The sequence below is a fragment of the Methylorubrum pseudosasae genome (assembly GCF_029504475.1).
GTDB lineage: Bacteria > Pseudomonadota > Alphaproteobacteria > Rhizobiales > Beijerinckiaceae > Methylobacterium > Methylobacterium extorquens.
The window spans coordinates 5224897-5245131 of sequence record NZ_JAQGDU010000002.1 but is presented as its reverse complement, the minus strand read 5'-3'; the positions used below and the strand labels follow the sequence as shown (position 1 = coordinate 5245131).

17 protein-coding genes and 1 pseudogene are annotated in these 20235 nt (G+C 69.0%); 9 read left to right on the top strand and 9 right to left on the bottom strand.

Features of this window, described 5'->3' with window-relative positions; translation table 11 throughout:
* Positions 1-99: 99 nt before the first annotated feature.
* From atpA to hemH, 3 genes are all read right to left on the bottom strand, one after another.
* Entirely contained in the window at positions 100-1629 is a 1530-nt protein-coding gene (gene atpA, locus M2437_RS25685) for a F0F1 ATP synthase subunit alpha (RefSeq protein WP_056507265.1), read from the bottom strand.
* 74 nt (positions 1630-1703) lie between these two features.
* Positions 1704-2273: a F0F1 ATP synthase subunit delta gene (locus tag M2437_RS25680; protein ID WP_003597668.1), complete on the bottom strand. Its 570-nt coding sequence runs from the start codon at positions 2271-2273 to the stop codon at positions 1704-1706.
* Positions 2274-2541: 268 nt separating this feature from the next.
* Entirely contained in the window at positions 2542-3612 is a 1071-nt protein-coding gene (gene hemH / locus M2437_RS25675; RefSeq protein ID WP_012253087.1) for a ferrochelatase, read from the bottom strand.
* A 192-nt stretch (positions 3613-3804) separates the two neighbouring features.
* Here hemH and M2437_RS25670 point away from each other — a divergent pair, with 192 nt between their 5' ends.
* From M2437_RS25670 to chrA, 5 genes are all read left to right on the top strand, one after another.
* Positions 3805-4776 (top strand): class I SAM-dependent methyltransferase, encoded by a 972-nt coding sequence (locus M2437_RS25670; protein WP_003597672.1) that lies wholly within the window; start codon positions 3805-3807, stop codon positions 4774-4776.
* A gap of 7 nt (positions 4777-4783) precedes the next feature.
* Entirely contained in the window at positions 4784-6283 is a 1500-nt protein-coding gene (locus tag M2437_RS25665; RefSeq protein ID WP_253389061.1) for a bifunctional metallophosphatase/5'-nucleotidase, read from the top strand.
* 179 nt (positions 6284-6462) lie between these two features.
* Positions 6463-7167, top strand: coding sequence for a uracil-DNA glycosylase (locus tag M2437_RS25660; RefSeq protein WP_015950411.1), 705 nt, complete (start codon positions 6463-6465; stop codon positions 7165-7167).
* A gap of 242 nt (positions 7168-7409) precedes the next feature.
* Positions 7410-8240, top strand: a complete 831-nt coding sequence (locus M2437_RS25655) for a chromate resistance protein ChrB domain-containing protein (RefSeq protein WP_056112007.1) — start codon at positions 7410-7412, stop codon at positions 8238-8240.
* 2 nt (positions 8241-8242) lie between these two features.
* Positions 8243-9646, top strand: coding sequence for a chromate efflux transporter (chrA, locus tag M2437_RS25650; RefSeq protein WP_253389060.1), 1404 nt, complete (start codon positions 8243-8245; stop codon positions 9644-9646).
* A 144-nt stretch (positions 9647-9790) separates the two neighbouring features.
* Here chrA and M2437_RS25645 read toward each other — a convergent pair whose 3' ends face one another.
* Together M2437_RS25645 and M2437_RS25640 are read right to left on the bottom strand one after the other, a co-directional pair.
* A complete protein-coding gene (locus tag M2437_RS25645; RefSeq protein ID WP_003597681.1) occupies positions 9791-9988 on the bottom strand; it encodes a hypothetical protein in 198 nt (65 codons plus the stop codon).
* Positions 9989-10121: 133 nt separating this feature from the next.
* On the bottom strand, positions 10122-11024 hold the full coding sequence (locus tag M2437_RS25640) for a peptidylprolyl isomerase (protein ID WP_003597682.1): 903 nt from the start codon (positions 11022-11024) through the stop codon (positions 10122-10124).
* Between the two features lie 474 nt (positions 11025-11498).
* Between M2437_RS25640 and secA the strand changes: the two are divergent.
* Both secA and M2437_RS25630 read left to right on the top strand, forming a co-directional pair.
* Positions 11499-14412, top strand: a pseudogene (gene secA, locus M2437_RS25635) (preprotein translocase subunit SecA).
* Positions 14413-14419: 7 nt separating this feature from the next.
* Entirely contained in the window at positions 14420-14830 is a 411-nt protein-coding gene (locus M2437_RS25630) for a GNAT family N-acetyltransferase (RefSeq protein WP_253389058.1), read from the top strand.
* 4 nt (positions 14831-14834) lie between these two features.
* Here M2437_RS25630 and ampC read toward each other — a convergent pair whose 3' ends face one another.
* The gene (gene ampC / locus M2437_RS25625) at positions 14835-15998 is read right to left on the bottom strand and encodes a class C beta-lactamase (protein WP_253389057.1); all 1164 of its coding nucleotides are present in this window, start codon (positions 15996-15998) and stop codon (positions 14835-14837) included.
* A 155-nt stretch (positions 15999-16153) separates the two neighbouring features.
* Here ampC and M2437_RS25620 point away from each other — a divergent pair, with 155 nt between their 5' ends.
* Entirely contained in the window at positions 16154-17035 is an 882-nt protein-coding gene (locus tag M2437_RS25620) for a 4'-phosphopantetheinyl transferase family protein (protein ID WP_253389056.1), read from the top strand.
* Positions 17032-17487, top strand: a complete 456-nt coding sequence (locus tag M2437_RS25615) for an NUDIX hydrolase (protein ID WP_253389055.1) — start codon at positions 17032-17034, stop codon at positions 17485-17487. Before M2437_RS25620 ends, M2437_RS25615 begins: the two co-directional genes overlap by 4 nt.
* A 34-nt stretch (positions 17488-17521) precedes the next feature.
* Here the strand turns inward: M2437_RS25615 and M2437_RS25610 are convergent, their stop codons facing one another.
* The 3 genes from M2437_RS25610 to dnaQ form a co-directional block, all read right to left on the bottom strand.
* Positions 17522-18790, bottom strand: coding sequence for an extracellular catalytic domain type 1 short-chain-length polyhydroxyalkanoate depolymerase (locus M2437_RS25610; RefSeq protein WP_253389054.1), 1269 nt, complete (start codon positions 18788-18790; stop codon positions 17522-17524).
* Positions 18791-18861: 71 nt separating this feature from the next.
* Positions 18862-19311, bottom strand: a complete 450-nt coding sequence (locus tag M2437_RS25605; RefSeq protein ID WP_253389053.1) for a ribbon-helix-helix domain-containing protein — start codon at positions 19309-19311, stop codon at positions 18862-18864.
* A gap of 206 nt (positions 19312-19517) precedes the next feature.
* Entirely contained in the window at positions 19518-20228 is a 711-nt protein-coding gene (gene dnaQ, locus M2437_RS25600) for a DNA polymerase III subunit epsilon (protein ID WP_003597693.1), read from the bottom strand.
* Between the last annotated feature and the right edge of the window lie 7 nt (positions 20229-20235).

Genomic DNA, 20235 nt, shown 5'->3' with positions numbered 1-20235 from the left:
GGCTCAAGCGGCGCCGGAAGCTTCGTCCGGCACCGCCCGACCCCTGTCCCCTCCCGCAGGCGGGAAGGGACGTGCGTTCGTCAGGCGAACGGCGTGTTCTCAGGCAAACGACTTGGCGGTGGCCTCGACCACGCCCTTGAGCGTGTTGGCGTTGGCCTCCGACAGGTCCTTGGAGTCGCGCACGGCGTTCAGCCAATCCTGGTGCTTCGAGCGCAGGGTGCCGAGGAGCTGCTCCTCGAAGGCGCGGACCTTACCCACCGGAAGCTTGTCGAGGTAGCCGTTGACGCCGGCGTAGATCACCGCGACCTGCTCTTCCATCTTCAGCGGCGAGAATTGCGGCTGCTTCAGGAGCTCGGTGAGGCGCGCGCCGCGGTTGAGCAGACGCTGGGTCGAGACGTCGAGATCCGAGCCGAACTGCGCGAAGGCCGCCATCTCGCGGTACTGCGCCAGCTCGCCCTTGATCTTGCCGGCGACCTTTTTCATCGCCTTGGTCTGGGCCGAGGAGCCCACCCGCGAGACCGAGAGGCCGACGTTCACCGCCGGGCGGACGCCCTGGTAGAACAGGTCGGTCTCGAGGAAGATCTGGCCGTCGGTGATCGAGATCACGTTGGTCGGGATGTAGGCCGAGACGTCGTTGGCCTGGGTCTCGATCACCGGAAGCGCGGTGAGCGATCCGTTGCCGGCGGCGTCGCCCATCTTGGCGGCGCGCTCGAGCAGGCGCGAGTGGAGGTAGAACACGTCGCCCGGGTAAGCCTCGCGGCCCGGCGGGCGGCGCAGCAGAAGCGACATCTGGCGGTAGGCCACGGCCTGCTTGGAGAGGTCGTCATACACGATCACGGCGTGCATGCCGTTGTCGCGGAAATACTCGCCCATGGCGCAGCCGGCGAACGGCGCGATGAACTGCATCGGCGCGGCGTCCGAGGCGGTGGCGGCGATGACGATGGAGTATTCCAGGGCGCCCTGGTCCTCCAGCACCTTCACGAACTGGGCCACCGTCGAGCGCTTCTGGCCGATGGCGACGTAGACGCAGTAGAGCTTGGCGTTCTCGTCCGCACCGGCATGGGCCGACTTCTGGTTCAGAATGGTGTCGAGCGCGATGGCGGTCTTGCCGGTCTGGCGGTCGCCGATGATCAGCTCGCGCTGGCCACGGCCGACCGGGATCAGGGCGTCGATCGCCTTGAGGCCGGTGGACATCGGCTCGTGCACCGACTTGCGCGGGATGATGCCCGGCGCCTTCACGTCGACGCGGCGACGCTCGGTCGACTGGATCGGGCCCTTGCCGTCGATCGGGTTGCCGAGGCCGTCGACCACGCGGCCGAGCAGGCCCTTGCCGACCGGCACGTCCACGATGGAGCCGGTCCGCTTGACGGTCTGGCCTTCCTTGATCTCACGGTCGGAGCCGAAGATCACGACGCCGACATTGTCCTGCTCGAGGTTGAGGGCCATGCCGCGCACGCCCGACTCGAACTCGACCATCTCACCGGCCTGGACGTTGTCGAGGCCGTAGACGCGGGCGATGCCGTCGCCGACCGCGAGCACCTGCCCGACTTCCGTGACCTCGGCCTCCTGGCCAAAATTCTTGATCTGCTCTTTCAGGATCGCGGAGATCTCGGCGGCGCGGATGTCCATCGTCGGGCCTCTTTAAAGGTCTGGGGCTGTCTGTTCGGCTGTCGGGAGGTTCGCGAGGGTCTGATCGAGACCGCTCAGCGGGCTTCCCGCATGGCGAGGCGAATGCTGTTGAGCTTGGTCCGGAGCGAGGCGTCGACCATGCGCGAGCCCATCTTGACGACGATGCCGCCGATCAGGCTCGGGTCGATGTGGAGATCGAGATCGATCTCGCTTTTGGCGACGTCGCGCAGCGAGGCCTTGATGTCCTCGATCACCGCGTCCGAGGGCTTCTCGGCGACGCGGACCTCGGCGCGGATGATGCCCTTGGATTCACGCACCTTCTCGCGATAGGCGCGGATCATGCCCGGCAGGGCGAAGAGGCGGCGGTTGGCGGCCGTGAGCTTGATGAAGTTGGCGGCCAGACCCGAGATTCCCGCCCGATCGAGCAGGGCGCCCACGGCAGCCGTCTGCTCTGCGGCCGAGTAGGCCGGGCTCCGCACGAGGCGGCGCAGGTCGTCGCTCTCGCGATAGAGCGCGTCGAACGCGTCGAGGTTCTTCGCGACGTCATCGACCTGACCCTGATCGTGAGCCAGTTCGTACAGGGCCAACGCGTAGCGGCCCGCCACACCGGCCAACAGGGGACCCTCGGAACCGTTCTGCGCCACCCGTCGCTCTCTCTTGTCCTTGCCCGCCGGCCCCTCATGCTCGAACTCGCCTTGCGGCGACGGCGTGAGACCCGTGGGGATTGGAATTGCACCGGGCTCGGAAGGCCTTGATCGGTCTCCCCGCGGCGCGGCTGTCGCCTAGCATGCGTTCCGAGGGGGCGCAAGGCAACGTTAGGGCGATGATGGAGCGCTTTCGCGGCATGGCGAACCGCCGCGCGGGATCACGGCGGACCCTGCGCGGCGTTCGTCGAGCCCCGTCCGAGCCCCGTCAGATCCAGCCCTGCAATTCCCGGCGCACCACGTTCTCGATCACCCGCATGCCGAGGTCGGAATCGTTGAGGCAGGGAATGAAGGCGTATTTCTCGCCGCCGTTCTCCTCGAAATAGTGGCGGTTCTCGCCGTCGAGTTCCTCCAGCGTCTCCAGGCAGTCGGCGGTGAAGCCCGGCGCTACGATCGCCATGCGCTTCACGCCGGACTTGGCCAGCGCCTGCACGGTCTCGTCGGTATACGGCTTGAGCCATTCCTCGTTGCCGAAGCGCGACTGGAAGGTCACCCGCATCCGCTCCGGCGTGTAGCCCATCGCCTCACGGATCAGCCGGCCGGTCTTGAGGCACTGGCAATGGTAGGGGTCGCCCTTGAGCAGGTAGCTCTTGGGCACGCCGTGGAACGAGGTGAGGATCACCTCCGGCTCGAAATCGAGCTTGGCCAAACCCTCGCGGATCGATTGGGCCATGGCTTCGATGTAAACGGGATCGTCGTGGTAGGGTGGCGAGACCCGCACGGTCGGCTGCCAGCGCATCTGCATCAGGGCCTTGAAGGCCTGATCGCAGGCGGTGGCCGAGGTCGCCGCCGCGTATTGCGGATAGAGCGGCACCAACAGGATGCGGTCGCAGCCCTGGTCCAGCAGCGCCTGGATGCGCAGGCTCACCTCCGGCTTGCCGTAGCGCATCGCCCAATCGACCACGACGGAATCACCCATCGCCGCCTGGAGCTTCTCGCACTGGCCGCGGGTGATCGTCTTGAGCGGACCCTCGTCGCGCTCGTTGTTCCAGATGCTGGCGTAGTCGCGGCCCTTCGGCCCCGGCCGCTTGGTCAGGATAATGAGATTGAGCAGCGGCCACCAGATCAGCCGCGGCACCTCGATCACCCGGCGGTCGGAGAGGAACTCCTTGAGATAGCGGCGCATCGGCCAGTAGCTCGTGCCCTCGGGGGTGCCGAGATTCATCAGCAGCACGCCGACGCGGCCGGTCCGCACCGCCGGGTGGTCGGGCGGCAGGGCGGTGGGCGCGACCGGCACGGGATCGCGCAGGAGGGTGTGAGGTTCGACGCGTTCGTTCATCGGGTTTCCGGTCACGGGCTCCCCCGCCCCCCTCAATGCGGCAAGCGATCCGGTTGTGCGGACCGGCCGTTCGATCTAGAGCAGGCGGCTTTTCAAGGCCAAGGCTCACCCGAGAGAGAACACTCTTGCGGGGAGTCCGGCCCGAATCTCGGCAAACCCTTTGCCCGAAATCGCTCCGGAGGCCAGCGCGACATGCCGTCCCCCCGCTACTTCCTGAAGCACTTCGTGCCGTTCACCGGCTACCCCTACGAGGGGGCGCCGGCCGCGTGCAACCTGTGCGGATGCCGCGACGCCGTCACCGTGGCCGAGACCGACCGGCGGCTCAAGACCCTGCGCTCGATCGCCTGCCTGCAATGCGGCCTGATCCGCACCGATCCGATGCCGACGCCGGACGAGCTGGCCGAATATTATTCGACCGCCTACCGCGCCGATTACCAGCTCGCCTTCGCGGGCGGGCCGCCGCGCCACCACCTCAACCGCTCGGCCCGCGAGGCGACGTTCCGCGCCGACCTGCTGGCGCCGAAGCTGAAGGCGGGCGCGCAGCTGCTCGATTTCGGCTCAGGCTCCGGCGAGTTCCTGGCGGAGGCCAAACGGCGCGGCTGCGAGGTGATCGGCGTCGAGCCCGGCCGCGACTACGCGACCTTTGCCCGGACGCATCACGGCGTCGAGGTGCTCGACGAGGCCGAGGACCCGAACCGCTTCCCCGCCGGCCATTTCGACGTGATCTCGACGCATCACGTGCTGGAGCATCTGCGCAACCCGGCCGAGACGATGGAGCGGCTGGCCGGCTGGCTGAAGCCCGACGGCATCCTCTACGCGGCGGTGCCGAACATGGCCGCCACCGGCAAGCCGCCGCACGAGCGCTTCCACTTCGCCCATGTCCACGGCTACGTGCGCGAGACCTTCGATCTTTTGGCCCGCCGCGCCGGCCTCGTGCCGCATACGGAGTACTGGCGCGAGGACACCACGGTGGTCTACCGCAAGACCGATGCGCCCGCCGTGCCGCTGAAAAATCCCGGCCTCGCCGACCGGCTCGCCGTCGATCTGAAGCCGATGTCGGCGGGGCTCTACTTCGCCTCGGGCGCCTGGATCTGGCCGGCGCTGCGGCGCAACGCCAAGGCGGTGCGGGACGGGATGAGCAAGGACGGGCTCACCAAGCGCTGAGCCGGTGATGCGCCCGAGCCGCCGCGAGACCGTCGTCGGGCTTGGCGCGGGTCTCCTCGCAGCCAGCACCGGTACGGCGCTGGCCGGCACGCCGACCTTCACCCTGCTCCTCGTCAACGACATCTACGCGATGGACGCGGTGGAGGGGCGCGGCGGCTTTGCCCGACTCAACGCGGTGGTGAAGGCCGAGCGCGCCCGCGGCGTGCCGCTGCTCTACGCGCATGCCGGCGACAGCTTCTCGCCCTCGCTGATGTCGGGTTTCGACCGGGGCGCGCATATCGTCGAACTCTTGAATCTGGCACCCCCCGACGTGTTCGTGCCGGGCAATCACGAGTTCGATTTCGGCCCCGAGGTGTTCGCCGAGCGCCGGAGGGAAGCCCGCTTCCCCTTCCTCGCCGCCAATCTGCGCGGGGCGGACGGCCAAAGACTGCCCGGCATCGAGGATGCGCGGCTGATCGAACTCGGTGGTATCCGCGTCGGCCTCGTCGGCATCGCCCTGCAGGCGACGCCGGAAAAATCGCAATCCGGGGCCTTACGCTTCGGCCCCGAGATCGAGACCCTGGCGCGCGAGGCGGACGCCCTGCGCAAGGCCGGGGCGCAGATGATCGTCGGGATCGCCCACACCGCGCGGGTGACCGACGACGCGATCGTGCGGGCGCGCCTCGTCGATATCCTGCTCTCGGGCCACGACCACGACCTCGTCGTGCGCGACGACGGGCAGACGGTGATGGTCGAATCGAGCCACGACGCCCACTACGTCACCGCGATCGATGTCTTCGTCACGGGGACCGGCGACGGGCCGGTGCGCTGGCGCGCCGCCTTTCGCATCCACGACACCGCCGAGGTGACGCCCGATCCGGACACGCTCGCCGTGGTGCGCCGGCTCGGGGGCGAGCTGTCGCGGGAGCTCGACGTCGTGATCGGCACGACGCAAGGCGCGCTCGACAGCCGGATCGCCTCCGTGCGGGTGCGGGAAGCGAGCTTCGGCGATCTCGTCGCCGACGCGGTGCGGGTGGGCACCGAGGCCGAGATCGGCCTGATGAACGGCGGCGGCATCCGCGGCGACCGGCTCTACCCGGCGGGCACGGCGCTCACCCGGCGCGACATCCTCAGCGAACTGCCCTTCGGCAACACCACCGTGCTCGTGGCGATCGACGGAGCGACCCTGCGCGAGGCCCTGGAGAACGGGTTTCGCGATCTCGGCCGCTCCTCGGGCCGGTTCCTGCAACTCTCGGGAATGGTGGTGACGCTCGATCCGAACGCGCCGCCGGGCCGGCGTGTCGTGTCTGCGACGGTCGGGGGCGCCCCCCTGGACGACGCCCGCATCTACCGCGTGGCCGCCAATGACTTCATGCTGCGCGGCGGCAACGATTACGGGATGCTGGCTCAAGGCCGCGTCCTGATCGGCGGCACCGACGGGCGGCTGCTCGCCAACGAGGTGATGGTCTATATCCGCGCCCACACGCCGCTGCCGGCCGAGACCGGCGGGCGGATTCGATTACTCTGAACCCGATCTCGGCCCTGCGTGCCCACTCGTCATCGCGGGGCGAGCCGAAGCGATCGAGGACTGCGATCCGTCCGGAACGGTCGCGCCACTGGATGGCTTCGGCTGAAGCCTCTCGATAACGACAAGCGGAATTGTCCATGGCCGACCTCTTCACTGCAAACGGGATGGCCGATGCTGGTGTGACCGGACCCGTCGAGGCCGCACTCGCCGCCTTCCGCGCCAGCGGCTCCCCCTGGCTCGACCTGCCCTTCTTCCGGGAGGGCGCGGCGGACCGGGTCGCGAAAAAGGTCGATGCGCGGGTCGCCGCCGGGGCGACAGTGCTGCCGGAGCCCGCCGCGATCTTCCGGGCGCTGACGCTGACGCCCCTGCCCGCGGTGAAGGCGGTGATCCTCGGCCAGGACCCCTACCCCACGCCGGGCGACGCCAACGGGCTCGCCTTCTCCTATGTCGGCCCGCGCCGCCTGCCGGCCTCGCTCAAGGTGATCCTGGCCGAACTCGCTCCCGAGGGGGAAAAGCCCGACCTCTCGACCGGCGACCTCACGCCCTGGGCGGAGCGCGGGGTGCTGCTTCTGAACGCGGCGCTCACGACGGAGGCCGGCAAGTCCGGCGCGCATCTGCGGTTCGGCTGGTCGCAGCTCACCGACGAGGCGGTGGAAGCCGTCTCCGCCCGCGACGCGCCGGCGGTGTTCCTGCTCTGGGGCGCCCAGGCCCGCGCCCGCGAGGCGCTGATCGACACGAGCCGCCACGGCGTCATCGCCTCGGGCCACCCCTCCCCGCTCAACCGCGCCCGCGACTTTCCCGGCTCGCGGCCGTTCGACCGGGCGAATGCCTGGCTCGAAGCGCAGGGCCGCGCGCCGATCGACTGGCGGCTGGGTGAGGGCTGAAACCGAGATCGTCGCGACGATGCGAGGGCCTGCTTGGCGTCCTTCTCGGACCTTCGAGCGGGCACAGGCGCAAGACCGGTTTGGACGAAAAGCGGACCATAGGAAGCCGGCACAGCCAGCGCACGCCCCGCTTGACACCACCCCTATCGCCGGTATCCCTATGGCCTATGGGGAAGGCGATCTCCTCACGAGGCTAAGGCCAAAGCATCGCGTCCCTACTGCACTGGTTGCAAGGACGCGCCATGGCTACGCTCACCACCATCTCCGTTGAAAAACTTGCGCGCCTGATCGGCACCCCCGGCTGCCCGGCCATTGTGGACGTGCGCACCGACAAGGCGTTCCTCGCCAACCAGCGCCATGTGCCGGGCTCCCTGGTCCGGGCGCCGGACCGAGTGGCCGAGTGGGCGCCCCAACTGCGCGGCAGGTCAGTCGTGGTCGTGTGCGAGGATGGGCGTCGGAACAGCCATGGGGTCGCCGCTTGGCTGCGCAGCGCCGGCGTCGACGCCGAGGCGCTCCAAGGCGGCTTGGCGGATTGGGCGGCCGCCGAACGGCCCATGGTTCCGGCCGACAAGATCCGCAACCGCGACGCGCAGGGCCGCACCGTCTGGGTCACGCGCGCACGGCCCAAGGTCGACCGCATCGCCTGCCCATGGCTCATCCGCCGCTTCGTCGATCCGGACGCGGTCTTTCTCTTTGTGCCGCCGAGCGAGGTTGTCGGCGTCGCGGAACGGTTCGAGGCCGCCCCGTTCGACATCGACGACCCCGGCACCTTCTGGAGCCACCGGGGCGATCTCTGCACCTTCGATGTCATGGTCGAGGAGCTCGGCCTCGCCACGCCGCCGCTCCTGCACCTCGCGACCCTCGTGCGCGGGGCCGACACGGGGCGGCCGGATCTCGCCCCCGAGGCCGCCGGCCTGCTCGCGGCCTCGCTCGGCCTGTCGCGCATCTACGCGGACGACCTCGCCCAGCTCGACGCCGGGATGCTCCTCTACGACGCCTTCTACCGCTGGTGCCGCGACGCCACGGAGGAGACGCATAACTGGCCGACCAACAAGCCCAAGGAGAGAGCCTGACCATGGCCGCGACGGCACGCATTCAGACCGAGCCCGGCGCGGCCGCCTCGGAAGCGCCGCTGCCCGTGACCCTGGCCGAGGCGGTGCCGGTCTGGGCCCGCATCGCCGCGCTCTCGTTCGGCGGCCCGGCCGGGCAGATCGCGATCATGCATCGCATCCTCGTCGAGGAAAGGCGCTGGATCTCGGAGAACCGGTTCCTGCACGCGCTGAACTTCTGCACACTCTTGCCCGGTCCTGAGGCGCAGCAGCTCGCGACCTATGTGGGTTGGCTGATGCACGGCCCCCGCGGCGGGCTCGTCGCGGGCGGGCTGTTCGTTCTTCCGGGCGTCGTTGCCATCATGGGCTTGAGCTGGGTCTATGCTCTCTACGGCAACGTCGGGTTCATCGCGGGCCTGTTCTTCGGCCTGAAGGCGGCGGTGCTCGCCATCGTGCTCCAGGCTGTGATCCGCATCGGCAAGCGGGCGCTCAAGGGTCCCGTGATGCTTGGGCTCGCCGCAGCGGCCTTCGTGGCGATCTTCTTCCTCAACGTGCCCTTCCCGCTGATCGTGCTGACGGCGGGTGTCATCGGTTACTTCGGCGGCCGGGCCGGGCTGCCGCAGTTCAAGGCCGGTGGGCACGGGGCCGGCGGCAAGGTCGTGGAGGGTCCCTTCCTGCTCGACGACCACGAGCTTCCGCAGGAGCGGGCCGCCGCCGGACACACGCTGCGGATGCTGCTGACCTGGGGTGCGATCTGGCTTGTGCCGGTCGCTGCCCTCCTGCTCGCCCTCGGGCCGGACGACGTCTTCAGCCACATCGCGGTGTTCTTCTCGAAGATGGCGATGGTGACCTTCGGGGGCGCCTACGCGGTGCTCTCCTACGTCGCCCAGCAGGCGGTGGAGCATTACGGCTGGCTGAAGCCCGGCGAGATGCTCGATGGCCTCGGTATGGCCGAAACCACGCCCGGCCCGCTGATCATGGTGACGCAATTCGTGGGGTTTCTGGCCGCCTACCGGGCACCAGGCGCGTTGCCGCCGCTCGTCGCCGGCACGCTTGGGGGGCTGCTCACCACCTGGGTGACCTTCGCGCCCTGCTTTCTCTGGATCTTCGTCGGCGCCCCTTACGTCGAGCGCCTGCGCGGCAACCAGGCGCTGGCCGGTGCGCTCTCGGCGATCACGGCGGCGGTTGTCGGGGTGATCCTCAACCTCGCGGTCTGGTTCGCGCTGCACACCATCTTCGCTGAGACGCGACCGTTCGCGGCCGGGCCGATCCGGTTCGACCTACCGATTCTGTCGAGCCTGAACCCCTGGGCCCTCATGCTCGCGGCGGCGGCGGTGCTGGCGGTGTTCCGGTTCAAGGCCGGCGTGGTCCAGACGCTGCTGGCCAGTGCGGCGGCCGGCGTTGTCCTGCACCTCGTCGGTGCCGTGTAGGGCGGCTCCACGGAACGCGATTGCCGGCACGATGGCCGCCGTAGGAGCTGGCGGCCGATCGCACGGCGACCAAGGCGCCCAAAAAGAAACCGCCCCCGGCCTGAAGGCGCGGGGGCGGTTCTGATCGGACCGGGTATGCCGGTGTCAGGCGGCGATCTTGGTCGCGGTGACGGCGATGTTCTCGTTGGCCAGCGTGACAGCATGGGCCGGGCGGGCGACGGGCTGGAAGCTGGTCAGTTCACCGGCGGAGGTATGCACGCCCTCGGAGCCGAAGCGCTCGGCCAGCAGCACGACGAGGGTCACGTTGGCGATGGCGGCGGCGAGAACGACGAGGGCGATCATGGCGGGCAGGTCCGTTGCTGCGTTGCGATGAGTCCTATATCGCACCGCACTTCGGTATCTGGTATACCAGATACCGAAGCTCCGACATACCGCCGACGCATGACTCAGCACCCGCCGGCCTCTACCCATTCCCTCAGGGCTTCTTGGTCTCACCCGCGGCCGGCGTCGCGGTGCTGCCGGCGCGCTCGACCTTGGCCGCCTCGCGCAGCTTCACGATCGTGTCCTGCTGCGCCTTGCGGGTGAGGTACTGGTCGATCTGCTCCTTCATCTCGTCGAAGGTGGGCACGGGCTTCGTCCGCTTCTCCTCGACGCGCAGCACGTGCCAGCCGAACTGGGTCTTCACCGGATCGGAGACCTGCCCCGGCGTCATCTTGAAGGCGGCGTCGGCGAAGGGCTTCACCATCCGCTCCTGGCTGAACCAGCCGAGATCGCCGCCCTCGGTCTTGGAACCGGGATCCTTCGAAACCTCGCCCGCGATCTTGGCGAAATCCTCGCCGCCCTTGACGCGTGCGGCGATCTTCTTCGCCTCGTCCTCGCTCTCGACGAGGATGTGGCGGGCCCGCACCTCCTCCTCGGGCTTCATCGACTTCACGGTCTGTTCGTAGAGCGCCTTGGCGGCCTCGGGCGTCACCGCCTTCTTGGCCTCGCGCTCGAGGTAGTCGTCGAGCAGGAGCTTGTCGCGGAAATAGGCGAGCTTGCGCTTGAACTCGGGCGCGTCGCCGACCTTGGCAGATTCGGCCGCCTGCGCGCCGACCTTGAGATCGACCATGTAATCGACGAGCAGGTTCTGCTTGGCCCCCTCGTCGACGCCCGGCAGCGACAGCGCCGGATCCTCGGCGGCGATCGCGAGGTCGGCGGCGGTGATCGCCTGACCGTTGACCCGCGCCACCACCGTCTCCGGCGGAACCGCCGCCGGGATGGGAGCGGGCGCGCTGGGCGTCTTCTGGCCCGCAGGCGCCTGAGCCAGGACGGCGCCCGGCAGGGTGAGCATCAGCGCGAGGGCGCTCGCGCGCCGGAGGGAGAACGGAATCGGCATCGGAAGCGTCGTTCCTTGGCGTCGTCCCCGCCGGGCCGGTTTAGCGCCGTCCGGCTTCGTCCCGCGGGGCTCGTCGGGAATGCGGCAGGCGCCGCGAAGCGCGACACAGGTGGAACCTCTTCCGGGCAAAGGCAAGCGTGGCCTTGATGGCCGCGCGGTCTCGTGACCGCGGGCCGATGCGGCCGTCGCGCGAAGAGCGGTGGCACGGCCTGTCGGGCGCGAAGAGCGCCGCGCGGAGCGGGCTTTACAGGACTTTGGGTCCGGAAAAGCGTCGAGCGGAGCCAAAGCGTGAGCCCGCGGCGGCGGGCGCCGGCGATCGAGGCCGGCCAAAAACCCGGACCGGGCGACCTCTTGGTTATCCGGTCCGGCACTACCGGATGCGCCTGCGGATATTTACCTCTATAAGCCCGCCCAACACAGGCCGGTGGCGCCCGAAACTGCCGCCCGCGACGACCTCACGACCGCAGGTTCACGATGCTCGGTGCCCTCGCCAAGAAGATTTTCGGCTCGTCCAACGACCGCCGCGTCAAGGGTTTTCGCCCACGCGTCGCGGCCATCAATGCCCTCGAACCGGAAATCAGCGCCCTTTCCGACGATGAGCTGCGCGCCCGCACGCAGGCGTTCCGCGACCAGCTCGCGGCCGGCACCCGCCTCGACGACCTGCTGGTGCCCGCCTTCGCCACGGTGCGCGAGGCGGCCAAGCGCGTGCTCGGCCAGCGCCACTTCGATGTGCAGATGATCGGCGGCATGGTGCTGCACGAGAGCGGCATCTCGGAGATGAAGACCGGTGAGGGCAAGACCCTGGTGGCGACGCTGCCGGTCTATCTCAACGCGCTCGAGGGCAAGGGCGTCCACGTCATCACCGTCAACGACTACCTCGCCTCGCGCGACGCGGAGTGGATGGGCCGGGTCTACCGCTTCCTCGGGCTCACCGTCGGCACCATCGTGCACGGGCTCGACGACGGGCAGCGCAAGGAAGCGTATGCCTGCGACATCACCTACGGCACCAACAACGAGTTCGGCTTCGACTACCTGCGCGACAACATGAAGTACGAGCTCTCGCAGATGACGCAGCGGGGGCACCACTTCGCCATCGTCGATGAGGTCGATTCGATCCTCATCGACGAGGCGCGCACGCCGCTGATCATCTCCGGCCCGGTGGACGACCGCTCGGAACTCTACGTCGCGGTTGATACGGTGATGCCGCGCCTGACGCCCGAGCATTACGACCTCGACGAGAAGCAGCGGCAGGTCTCGCTGACCGAGGCCGGCAACGAGTTCATCGAGGAGGAGTTGCGCGCCGAGGGCATCCTCAAGGAGGGCGACCTCTACGACGCGCACAACGTCACCATCGTCCACCACGTGAACCAGGCGCTTCGCGCCCACACCCTGTTCACCCTGGACAAGGACTACATCGTCAAGAACGACGAGGTCGTCATCATCGACGAGTTCACCGGCCGCATGATGCAGGGCCGGCGCTACTCGGAAGGCCTGCACCAGGCGCTGGAGGCCAAGGAACGGGTGACGATCCAGCCCGAGAACCAGACGCTCGCCTCGATCACCTTCCAGAACTACTTCCGCCTCTACAAGAAGCTCGCCGGCATGACCGCGCACCGCCTCGACCGAGGCCGACGAGTTCGCCGAGATCTACAAGCTCGACGTGGTCGACATCCCGACCAACAAGGAGGTCGAGCGCGTCGACGAGGACGACGAGGTCTACCGCACCGTCGAGGAGAAGTACGAGGCGATCATCAAGGAGATCGACAAGGCGCATGCGCGCCACCAGCCGATCTTGGTCGGCACCGGCTCGATCGAGAAGTCGGAGTTGATCGGCGAACTCCTGAAGAAGGCCGGCTACACCCTGCTCGATTATTCCGACCCGAACGCGCTCACCGACGTCTACAAGGCCGCCCGCGAGAACCGGGTGACCAAGCGCTTCGCCGTGCTGAACGCCCGCTTCCACGAGCAGGAAGCCTACATCGTGGCTGAGGCCGGCGTGCCGGGTGCCATCACCATCGCCACCAACATGGCCGGCCGCGGCACCGACATCAAACTCGGCGGCAACCTCGAGATGCGCATCGAGAAGGAACTCGGGCAGATGCCTGAGGGCCCGGAGCGCGACGCCGCGATCGAAGCGCTGAAGGCCGAGATCGCCGAGAACCGGGCCAAGGTGCTGGCCTCGGGCGAGAAGGCCGACCCGGAGGCGGGCCGGAAGAAGGATCTGCCGGGCGGGCTCTACATCATCGGCACCGAGCGCCACGAATCGCGGCGCATCGACAACCAGCTCCGCGGCCGCTCCGGCCGCCAGGGCGATCCGGGCCGCTCGAAGTTCTACCTGTCCCTCAAGGACGACCTGATGCGGATCTTCGGCTCCGACCGCATGGACGGGATGCTGCAGCGGCTCGGCCTGGAGCAGGGCGAGGCGATCATCCACCCCTGGATCAACAAGGCGATCGAGAAGGCGCAGCAGAAGGTCGAAGCGCGCAACTTCGACATGCGCAAGAACGTGCTCAAGTACGACAACGTGATGAACGACCAGCGCAAGGTCGTGTTCGAGCAGCGCCGCGACCTGATGGGCCAGGACAGCGTGCGCGAGACCGTGGACGAGATGCGCCACGGCGTGATCGACGACTTCGTCGCCGTGCACATCCCCGAGAATGCCTATGCCGAGCAGTGGGACGCCGAGGGGCTGAAGCACCGCGCGCTCGACGTGCTCGGCCTCGACCTTCCGATCGAGGAGTGGGTCAAGGAAGAGGGCATCGCCGACGAGGAGATCCGCGAGCGCCTGCGCAAGGCCTCCGACGAATCCTACGCCGCCCGCGTCGAGCGCAACGGCGCGGAAGTGATGACCTATGTCGAGAAGCAGGTGGTGCTGCAGGTGCTCGACCACCTCTGGCGCGAGCACCTCGTCACCCTCGACCACCTGCGGCAGGTGATCGGCTGGCGCGGCTTCGCCCAGCGCGACCCGCTCAACGAGTACAAGTCGGAGGCGTTCGAGCTGTTCAACGGCCTCGTCACCGCCCTGCGCGAGCAGGTGACCGCCCAGCTCTCGCATGTCGAGATCATGCAGCAGCAGCCGGAGGGCTTCGCCGACGGTGGGTTCGAGAGCGCCGGCTTCAGCGAGCCGCAATTGCCGCCGATGTTCCCCGAGCACCGTGACCCGGTGACCGGCGAGAACGAGTTCGCCTTTGCCGGCTCCGGCAGCGACGGCGGGGCGGGCGGCGCCTACGGCTTTGCCGCGCGCGAACTCTCCGCGGACGCGGCCGTGCTGGAGCGCAATCCCGACGACGCCTCCACCTGGGGCCGGGTCGGCCGCAACGAGCCCTGCCCCTGCGGCTCGGGCAAGAAGTACAAGCACTGCCACGGCCGCTTCGCCACCGAGGCGTAAGCCTACGGTGAGCGGCGCGTTTTTCTACGCGCTGGAGCCGGATCTCGACGCGGAGACCTTTCGGGGTGTCCTCGTCGAATCCGGGCTTGAGCCGCGGCGACCGGACGAAGACCTCGAACGGCTCCGGCGGATCCTGAAGGGTTCCGACCTGATCGTCACCGCCCGACTCGGCGGGCGCCTCGTCGGCGTCGCGCGCACGCTCACCGATTTCGCCTTCTGTGCCTACCTCGCCACCCTCGCGGTCGCCCGCGACTGCCAGGGCCGCGGTATCGGCCGCCGGCTGATCGCGGAAACGCGGATGGCGGTCGGCCCCGAGGCCTCGCTGCTGCTCACCGCCGCACCCGGGATCGAGGGTTATTACGAGGCGATCGGCATGCCGCGCGTCCCGCACGCCTTCCGCTACGACCGGGAACGGTGACGGGTCAGGGCTCCTCGGCCGCCAACACCTCCAGCACCGCGTGCGCCGCCGCGATGCGCGCTGGCATCGGAAACGCGCGGTTGGCCAGCATGACGAGGCCGATGCGTTTGGCCGGCACGAAGGCGACATAGGCGCCGAAGCCGTTGGTGGAGCCGGTCTTGTCGAACAGCGTGACCCCCGTCGGTCTCTGCGGCGGGTCGAGCCGCGCGGCGGGTTGCACCTCGAACCGCATCGGCTCGGCATTGCCGGCCTGAAGGCGCTCCAGCGAGATCGGATAGGGAAACTGCTCCCAGCCGAGCCCCTGCACCATCGCGCCGACCCTGAAATACCCGACCTGCGTACCTTGAACCGCCTGCCGCATCGGCGGGTCGAGGCGGGTGGGGTCGAGATGGGCCTCGACGAAGCGGATCATGTCGGCGGCGCTGGATTTGACGCCGTAGGCCTCCCCGTCGAGGACGCCCGGATTGACCCGGATCGGCGTGCCGTCCTTGCCGTAGCCCCAGGCGTAGCGTTCGCTCTCCGACGCCGGCACGCGGATGAAGCTGTGCTTCAGGCCGAGCCCCGGAAACAGCCGGGTTTCCATCATCTCGACGAAGTCGCCGCCCATGGCCGCGGCGGCGGCCGCTCCGAACAGGCCGAGGCTGGGATTTGAATAGAGCCGCTGCGTCCCGGGCGGCGCGGAGGGTTGCCAGCGGCGAAAGTAGGCGATCATCGCCGCCTCGTCGGTCACCGCATCGGAAAATTGCAGCGGCAGGCCGCCCGCGCTGTAGGTGCCGAGATCGAGCAAGCTGATGCGATCGAGCGCGCTGCCCCGCAGCGACGGCAGGAACCGGCTCGGCGCATCGTCGAGCGAGAGCCGGCCGAGTCCCTGCGCGTAGGAGACGAGCGTCGCCGTGAAGGTCTTGCTGACCGAGCCGATCTCGAACAGCGTGTCGCGTGTCACCGGCCGCTGCCGCTCCCGGTCGGCGAGCCCGAAGGCGAAGACCGTGGAATGCCCCGCGCGGGTGACGGCGACGGCGATTCCGGGCACGTCGTACGCTTTCATGAGCGGGCGGTAGGCCTGCTCGACCGCGGCGGCGACCCGCGCCGACGGGTCGGCAGCCAGAGCGGGCGCCGTGACATGCGGTAAGCCGCTCAGGACGATGGCGGCCAGCACGCGCTTTCGCATTGCGGAGATGGCGCGTTTCCTTCTTGGCTAGAGCATCATCCCGAAAGGTGGATCACGGCTTTCGGAAAAAGATGATGCGAGAACAAGAGCTTCACGCGTCGTCCTGGATCCGATCCAGGGCGATGCGCGAAGGCAAGCGAGGCGAGCAGGCGGCCATGACAGGTGAGGAAAGCGCCGAAAGCGCGGCAGGTGCGGGCACGGCCGTCCCGCTGGTGCGGAGCCTGCGCCTCACGATCGAGGCGCCCCGGACCGGCCCGATCCAGGCCGTTCTGGCGCTCGCGAGCGCACCGCTCGATTGGCTCGACGCCCATCGCGGCGGCTTTCTTCACGCGCACGAGGAGGCGCTGCTCACCGACCGGCTCCATGCGCGGCGCCGCCACGGCCTGTTGATCGGGCGCTACGCGGCGAAATGCGCGCTCGCCGCCTTTCGGCCCGAGCTCGACCCGCGGGATCTGGCGATCCGGCCCGGTGTGCTGGAGCAGCCGGTTCTCTCCGGCGCCGGGGTCGAAAACCTCGGCATCAGCCTGTCCCATGCCGGCCCGGTCGCCGTAGCGGTGGTGTTCCCCGAGGCCTGCCCGATGGGGATCGATCTGGAGCGGATTCAGCCGGCCAACGTCGCGCTGCTGACGCGCCAGACTCTTGCCGCCGAGCGTCGGCACATCGCCGCCCGGCTCGATGCGCCGGAGGCCGAGCGGCTGACCCGGCTGTGGTGCCTGAAGGAGGCGCTGTCCAAGACCCTGCGCTGCGGCCTCACCGTACCGCTCGATCTTTTGGCCGTCGGCAGCGTCGTGACGGAGCCGCCGGGGCTCGGCGTCACCTTCGCCAATTTCGCGCAGTACCGGGGGCTGAGCCTCGCCGCGGGTGATCTCGCCGCCGCGCTCGTTCTGCCGCGCCCTCCGGCGGCGGCGCTTGCGGTCGAAGCGGCGGCCTGGGAAGAGCTGCGATCGGGCTTGGCCGAAGCCGCGAGGCGGTGGCGGGCCGAAGACGCCGTACCGCCCCCTCGCAGCGGCGATCGCGAAGAGACCGGACACCGATGACGACCTGGCGCCCACCCCAACAGATCCGCGTCAAGGTGATCGGGCTGGCTTGGCGCGGGGATGCGCTGCTGGCCGTCGAGGTTCTCGACGATCGCGGCCGGATCAAGGGCGTGCGTCCGCCCGGCGGCAGCGTCGCCTTCGGCGAGAGCCGCGAACAGGCTCTGGACCGGGAGTTTAAGGAGGAGCTGGGCTGCGGCGTGACGATGACCGGGCCCTGGACGGTGTTCGAGAACATCTATCGCCACGAAGGCGCACTCGGCCACGAGATCGTGTTCGCCGCCGACATCCGCCTTCACGACGCGGCCCTCTACGACCGCGACGTGATCCGTTTCAGCGAGGATGACGGCACGGCCTGCACCGCACGCTGGCTCCGGCCGGCCGCCCTTCCGGACGGCGCCGCCCTCTTCCCCGACGGCCTTGCGGCCGCGCTGGCGCATCGCCCCGAACGGTGAAGACCGGATTCCGGGACGATGCTCCGGCCTTGGCTTAACCCTGCCCGCCCGTCAGGCTGTGGCTGAGGAAGAAATCGAGCATCGCGCGCGAGGCATCCGGCCCGTTCGGGTCCGTGTAGCTGCCCGCCGAGCTGCCGCCGCACCACGCGTGGCCCGCGCCCTGCACCGACCATGCCTCGACCTGAATGCGGCCGGCCTCGTCGGCGTAGCGGGTGCGGGTGTAGCTGTGACGGCCGTTGATCCCGCCCTCCTGGCGCGGCGTCAGAGCGTCGATGCCGGCCTGCGCCAGTACGGCGTCGGCATTGCGGGGATGGACGGTGCCGTCACCCTCGCCGTGGAAGACGATGGTCGGGACCCGCAGCTTCTGCGTCACCGCACCGGCGCCGAAGCCGGCCGCACCCCCCGGCTCGGCCGCACCGGGCGCGCCGACCCGCATCGCCGAGAGCGCCGAGGACAGGTCGCGGGCGCAGCCTGCGGCGAGACCCGAATGCACGCCGAGGCCCGCGAACAGGTCGGGATAGGCCCGGGCGATGTTGGCCGCCGCCGCCCCGCCCGCCGAGAGCCCGGCGATGTAGATGCGGGAGCGATCGATCGAATGCTCGGCGCAGATCGCGCGGACGAGGCCCGCAACAATGCCGGCCTCGCCCATCTCCCGGCCCTGGTCGCCGGGCTCGAACCAGTTCCAGCACTTCTGCGCGTTGGCCCGGCTCGTCTGGCGGGGATAGGCGACGTAGACCCCCTCCTCCTCGGCGAGCGTGTTCATCCGCGTTCCCGCCGCGAAATCCTCCGGCGACTGGCTGCAGCCGTGCAGCATCACGAGCAGCGGGCGCGGTCCGCTCCGCGGGCTCGGGATGAACAGCTTGTAGTCCCGCGCCCCGGCGGCGTTGGAGAAGCTGCGCTCGACGAACTGGCCGCCCTCCGACGCGACCCCGTCGGGTTCGGTCCCGTTGGGTCCGGGCGCCTGCTGGCCACCGCCCGTCAGCCCGTTCAGCGAGGGCACTAGCGAGCGCAGGCCCTGCATCACGTGGTCGATGTTCTCGCGAAGCCGTTCGGGGATCAGCGTCGCGTGATCCGTCGCCTGAGCCGCATCCGCCTCCGGATCGAGCCGGGTCGCCGACCCGTCGAGCCGCGGCGTCCCGTGCGGGGCGGGCGACGCATCGGTCGGCCGCGCCCCCTCGGCGGAGAGGTTTGCACCACCGAGGCTGCGCTGGATGAGGGCGGTCGCCTCACCGAGCCGTCCGGCCTGGGTCAGGCGGGTGGCCTCGGCGATATCCGTGAAGAAGGCGTTGTGACGTTCGGTCATGCGGGTCTCGCTTTCCGGGTCGGCGACGGGCGCGCGCGAGCGCAGCGGGTCACGAGGGGGTTTTTTGAGGATCAGGGCAGACGGTCGGCCAGCACCCGCTTCACGGCGGGGCTCGCCTGAAGGCTGCCGAGCACTTCGATCGAAGCGATCGCGGCGCTGGCGAGGTCGGCGGGAACATCGTCGGCGATGACGGCGAGGCCGAGGACGCGGATGTCGAGCCGTGTCCCCGCTGCCTGCGCCGCTTCCAGTTCGGCCCGGCCGTAGCGGCACAGGCCGACTTCGATCGGTTTGCGGGCCACCGATTGGCGGGTGATCTCGGCGTGCCGCTCGATCTGGTTGCGCACCGCCGTGCGGATGAAATCGCTGCGGTTGGCGTAGACGCCTTCCGAAACGAGCAGATCGACATGCCCGAGATCGACGAAGCCGAGATTGACCGTGATCTTCTCATGGTCGCCGGGTTTGGCCCCGAACCGCACCGCGATCGGGGCATCCGGCCGTCTCTCCTGCACCACGTCCATCATCGCGCGACATCCCTGCGCCAGCCACAGGGATGGTATGGGAGGGCTTATGCTGCACTGCAAGATGAAGTTTTTTGCATTGCAGCAAGATAGGTGATGAGGCTGGAGAGGCTCCGCTTACGCCTCGTCGGCCGAGCGACGGGCGCTTCGACGCCAAAGACCGCACGCGGGGAAAGACTTAACGGATCGTTTCCGCTGCGGTCATGGGCTTACGGTTCCATGTATTCCCGCCAGACGGCGTTTGTTCCGAGGCTCTCGACAAAGCTGTCATGCCGCAAGCGCTCGCCTTCGGTGAGGCGGCTGCGTATCGGCCGCGGGCCGACCGGACCCGAATCAGTCAAGGCCCCGAGCGCCACGGTCTCGGCCGGCTCGGCGATGCTGAGCCCCAAGCTGGTCTGCTTGCCGCCGAGCAACTCGACATAGACCTCGGCCAGGATCTGCGCGTCGAGCAGCGCGCCGTGCTTGACGCGGCGGGTGGTGTCCACGCCGTAGCGGTTGCACAGGGCATCGAGGTTGTTGGCCGCGCCCGGATGCTTGCGGCGGGCGAGCAGCAGGGTATCGACCACGTCCTCCAGCGCGATCGCCTTCGGCGCGGCGGGCCCGAGCCGGGCGAACTCCATGTTGAGGAAGCCGACGTCGAAGGGCGCGTTGTGGATCACCAGCCGCGCATCGCCGCAGAATTCGAGGAAGGCATCGACCACCTCGGCGAAGACCGGCTTGTCGGCGAGCATCGCATCCGAGATGCCGTGCACCGCGAACGCCCCTTCGGACACCGCCCGCTGCGGGTTGATGAGCCGGTGGAAGGTCTCGCCGGTCTGGACGTGGTTGATGAGTTCGACGCAGCCGATCTCGATCAGCCGGTCGCCGTTTCGAGCCTCCGTGCCGGTGGTCTCGGTATCGAGGACGATCTCGCGCAGCATTTTTTCC

What these genes read in the sequence shown, in the direction of transcription:
- atpA (WP_056507265.1), bottom strand. Translation starts at nt 1,629, where the DNA reads ATGGACATCCGCGCCGCCGAGATCTCCGCGATCCTGAAAGAGCAGATC.
- chrA (WP_253389060.1), top strand. Translation starts at nt 8,243, where the DNA reads ATGGCCGCGACGGCACGCATTCAGACCGAGCCCGGCGCGGCCGCCTCG.
- M2437_RS25655 (WP_056112007.1), top strand. Translation starts at nt 7,410, where the DNA reads ATGGCTACGCTCACCACCATCTCCGTTGAAAAACTTGCGCGCCTGATC.
- M2437_RS25620 (WP_253389056.1), top strand. Translation starts at nt 16,154, where the DNA reads ATGACAGGTGAGGAAAGCGCCGAAAGCGCGGCAGGTGCGGGCACGGCC.
- M2437_RS25640 (WP_003597682.1), bottom strand. Translation starts at nt 11,024, where the DNA reads ATGCCGATTCCGTTCTCCCTCCGGCGCGCGAGCGCCCTCGCGCTGATG.
- M2437_RS25665 (WP_253389061.1), top strand. Translation starts at nt 4,784, where the DNA reads ATGCGCCCGAGCCGCCGCGAGACCGTCGTCGGGCTTGGCGCGGGTCTC.
- M2437_RS25645 (WP_003597681.1), bottom strand. Translation starts at nt 9,988, where the DNA reads ATGATCGCCCTCGTCGTTCTCGCCGCCGCCATCGCCAACGTGACCCTC.
- M2437_RS25615 (WP_253389055.1), top strand. Translation starts at nt 17,032, where the DNA reads ATGACGACCTGGCGCCCACCCCAACAGATCCGCGTCAAGGTGATCGGG.
- M2437_RS25610 (WP_253389054.1), bottom strand. Translation starts at nt 18,790, where the DNA reads ATGACCGAACGTCACAACGCCTTCTTCACGGATATCGCCGAGGCCACC.
- M2437_RS25670 (WP_003597672.1), top strand. Translation starts at nt 3,805, where the DNA reads ATGCCGTCCCCCCGCTACTTCCTGAAGCACTTCGTGCCGTTCACCGGC.
- dnaQ (WP_003597693.1), bottom strand. Translation starts at nt 20,228, where the DNA reads ATGCTGCGCGAGATCGTCCTCGATACCGAGACCACCGGCACGGAGGCT.
- ampC (WP_253389057.1), bottom strand. Translation starts at nt 15,998, where the DNA reads ATGCGAAAGCGCGTGCTGGCCGCCATCGTCCTGAGCGGCTTACCGCAT.
- hemH (WP_012253087.1), bottom strand. Translation starts at nt 3,612, where the DNA reads ATGAACGAACGCGTCGAACCTCACACCCTCCTGCGCGATCCCGTGCCG.
- M2437_RS25605 (WP_253389053.1), bottom strand. Translation starts at nt 19,311, where the DNA reads ATGATGGACGTGGTGCAGGAGAGACGGCCGGATGCCCCGATCGCGGTG.